Origin of the sequence: Micromonospora maritima (assembly GCF_902825405.1) — a bacterium.
GTDB classification, from domain to species: domain Bacteria; phylum Actinomycetota; class Actinomycetes; order Mycobacteriales; family Micromonosporaceae; genus Micromonospora; species Micromonospora maritima.
The window spans coordinates 1-3,424 of the sequence record NZ_CADEAU010000536.1; the positions used below are offsets into that span (position 1 = coordinate 1).

General features: G+C 73.6%; 3 protein-coding genes and 1 pseudogene. 1 reads left to right on the top strand and 3 read right to left on the bottom strand.

Annotated features, from left to right (window positions below):
• The 3 genes and pseudogenes from HUW36_RS28585 to purN form a co-directional block, all read right to left on the bottom strand.
• Nucleotides 1-190: pseudogene (locus HUW36_RS28585) on the bottom strand (hypothetical protein); the annotation flags it as partial.
• 268 nt (nt 191-458) lie between these two features.
• A complete protein-coding gene (gene purH / locus HUW36_RS28590; RefSeq protein WP_174530963.1) occupies nt 459-2,027 on the bottom strand; it encodes a bifunctional phosphoribosylaminoimidazolecarboxamide formyltransferase/IMP cyclohydrolase in 1,569 nt (522 codons plus the stop codon).
• Nucleotides 2,024-2,644, bottom strand: coding sequence for a phosphoribosylglycinamide formyltransferase (purN, locus tag HUW36_RS28595; RefSeq protein ID WP_091570465.1), 621 nt, complete (start codon nt 2,642-2,644; stop codon nt 2,024-2,026). Before purN ends, purH begins: the two co-directional genes overlap by 4 nt.
• Before the next feature lie 148 nt (nt 2,645-2,792).
• On the opposite strand from purN, the gene HUW36_RS28600 reads away from it, so the two are divergent.
• Nucleotides 2,793-3,314, top strand: a complete 522-nt coding sequence (locus HUW36_RS28600) for a DUF4190 domain-containing protein (protein ID WP_174530964.1) — start codon at nt 2,793-2,795, stop codon at nt 3,312-3,314.
• Nucleotides 3,315-3,424 lie beyond the last annotated feature (110 nt).

Here is a 3,424-nt window from a genome sequence, read left to right on the forward strand (position 1 = left end):
AGAGCTCCGCGCACCACCGTCGCGGGTACGCGGCCGGGTCCGGCCCGGCCCGGCACCCCGAGGCGGGTACGACGGCGGACGGTACGACGGCGGACGGGCCGGCGGCGGGCAGGGCGGCGGCGGAGCCGAGCGCGGCCAGGACGAACGCCAGCGTGACGACGACGGCGGTCAACCGGTCGCGCACACGCATGGCACACCTGCCGGGCTCACGGACAGCGGCGACGGTCGATAGATCGTCGCCGGGCACACGCTAGCAACCGCCTTCGGCGGCCGGCAACGGCACACGGCCGGCCGGGTTCCGGTGGCTTCCATCACCGACTTCAGGCGCGTCGGGGCCAGCGACACCGAAGTGCTCGAAGCGGTATGCCTCAGAGTCATAATTATGCCTCTGAGGCATACCGCTCGGAACTGGTTGCTTCTTCTTGGGAGGTCACGAACGGTGACCGGGCGGAAAAGACCTAGTGGAAGAAGTGCCGGGTACCGGTCAGGTACATGGTCACGCCGGCCTCCTTGCAGGCCGCGATGGTCTCCTCGTCGCGGATCGAGCCGCCGGGCTGCACGATGGCCCGGACACCCGCGTCGATGAGGATCTTCGGCCCGTCGGCGAACGGGAAGAACGCGTCCGAGGCGCAGACCGCGCCCCGGGCCCGCTCGTCGCCGGCCCGGCTGACCGCCAGCCGCGCCGAGTCGACCCGGTTGACCTGGCCCATGCCGACGCCGACGGTGGCGCCGTCGCGGGCCAGCAGGATGGCGTTGCTCTTCACCGCGCGTACCGCCCGCCAGGCGAACGCCAGGTCGCGCAGCGTGGCCTCGTCGGCCGCGTCGCCGGTGGCCAGCGTCCAGTTGGCCGGGTCGTCGCCCGGCGCGTCGACCGCATCCCGCATCTGCACCAGCACGCCGCCGCCGACCTGCCGCCACTCGGCCGGTCGGGGCGCGAACGCGGGCGCCCGCAGCAGCCGGATGTTCTTCTTGGCCCGCAGCAGCTCCAGCGCGCCCTCGTCGTAGCCCGGGGCCACCAGCACCTCGGTGAAGATCTCCGCGACCTGCCCGGCCAGCTCCACGCTCACCGGCCGGTTCACCGCGATCACCCCACCGAAGGCGGAGACCGGGTCGCAGGCGTGCGCCCTGCGGTGCGCGTCGGCGACGTCCGCGCCGACCGCGATGCCGCACGGGTTGGCGTGCTTGATGATCGCCACCGCGGGCTGGTCGGGGAAGTCGTGCGCGGCCCGCCAGGCGGCGTCCGCGTCCACGTAGTTGTTGTAGGACATCTCCTTGCCGTGCAGCTGCTCGGCCTGGGCCAGGCCGGCCGGCGCGCCCGGGTCGGTGTAGAGCGCCGCCGTCTGGTGCGGGTTCTCGCCGTAGCGCAGCACGGCCTGGCGGCGCAGCGCCAGCCCGGCGAACCGCGGCCACCCGTCCTCCGCCGGGGCCACGGTGGAGGCGAACCAGTCGGCCACGGCCACGTCGTAGTCGGCGATGTCGGCGAACGCGCGGGCGGCGAGCGCGCGCCGCTGGGCCAGGGTGAAACCGCCGTCGGCCAGCGCGGCGAGCACCGCCGGGTACGCGGCCGGGTCGGTCACCACCGCCACCGAGGCGTGGTTCTTCGCGGCGGCCCGGACCATGGCCGGCCCGCCGATGTCGATCTGCTCCACGCACTCGTCGGTGCCGGCGCCGGAGGCGACCGTCGCCTGGAACGGGTAGAGGTTGGAGACCAACAGGTCGATCCCGGCGATGCCGTGCTCGTCGAGCTGCGCGGCGTGCGCGTCCTTGCGCAGGTCGGCGAGGAGGCCGCCGTGGATCTTCGGGTGCAGGGTCTTGACCCGCCCGTCGAGGATCTCCGGGAAGCCGGTGACCTGCTCGACCGGCGTCACCGGCACGCCCGCGCCGGAGATCGTCGACGCGGTGCTGCCGGTCGAGACGATCTCCACGCCGGCCTCGTGCAGGGCCCGGGCCAGCTCGACCAGGCCGGTCTTGTCGTAGACGCTGACCAGCGCGCGCCGGATCAGGCGGGCGTCCTGAGTGGTGCTCACGGGATCGTGACCTTTCTGCCGGTGATCGTCCAACCTTCACGGACCAGGCGGCCGACCTGCTCGACGAGCTGGCGCCGCTCGGCGGACTTGATGCGCTCGGTGAGCGTCTCCTCGTCGTCGTCGTCCAGCACCGGAACGGCGACCTGGGCGACGATCGGGCCGGTGTCCATCCCGGCGTCGACGAAGAACAACGTGGCCCCGGTGACCTTCACGCCGTACGCCAGCGCGTCACGGGGGCCGTGGATGCCGGGGAACGCCGGCAGCAGCGTGTTGTGCGTGTTCAGGTAGCGGTCGCCGAAGGCGGTGAGGAACTCCGGACCGACGAGCTTCAGGAAGCCCGCGCTGATGACCAGGTCGGGCCGGTGCTCGGCGACGCGGGCGGTGAGGGCCTTGTCCCAGTCGGCACGGGTCGGGTGGTCCTTGACGCGCTCGACGAACGACGGCACCCCGGCCGCGGCGGCCCGGTCCAGGCCGGCGATCCCGTCCCGGTCGGCGCCCACGGCCACCACCCGGGCCCCGTACCCGGGGTCGGCGGCGGCGTCCAGCAGCGCCTGGAGGTTGCTGCCGGAACCGGAGACGAGGACGACGAGGCGGGCGACGGACGCGGGCTCGGTCACGCGGACAACCCTATCGGTGCCCTCCGGGCGTCCGGTCCGCGGGCGGGCGCGCCGCTGGTGATCTCTCCGATGGCGGCGACACGATACGCTGCCGTCGCCCGGTGCCGTGCGCACCCGACCATGGACCCCCAGTTTGAGGAGCACCTCGATGCAGCCCGGATACCCCGGTCAGGACCCGTACGGCCAGCAGCCGAACCAGGACCCGACCGCTCAGCCGCACGACCCGTACGCCCAGCCGCCGCAGGCCCCGCAGTACGGGCAGCAGCCGACCTCGGGCCAGCCCTACGGCCAGCCCACCTCCGGTCAGCCCTACGGGCAGGACCCGTACGCGCAGCAGCAGCCGTACGGCGCCGCGCCGCAGTACCCGGCCGCCGGCTACCCCACCGGCCCGGGCCAGGGGCAGGGGCAGAACAACACCATGGGCCTGGTCGGCATGATCGTCGGCATCGCCTCGATCGTGCTGGGCCTGTGCTGCCCGCTGCTGGGTGTGCCGGCCGGCATCGTCGGCATCGTGCTCGGCGTGATGGGTCAGAAGAAGGTCCAGGCGGGCGAGGCCAGCAACCCGGGCCAGGCCAAGGCCGCCCTGATCTGCGGTGGTGTCGGTGTGGTCGTCGGCATCATCAGCGCCATCGCCGGCGCCGCGATCAACATGAGCAACTTCGGTTCCTGACCGGCTCCGACGAGGGGCGTCCGGCGGTCGCCGGGCGCCCCTCGCGTGTTCCCGGCCCGCCTTCCCGGACGGGCCGGGTCAGCGGGGGGCGGGGGTGGCGCGGGGCGGGG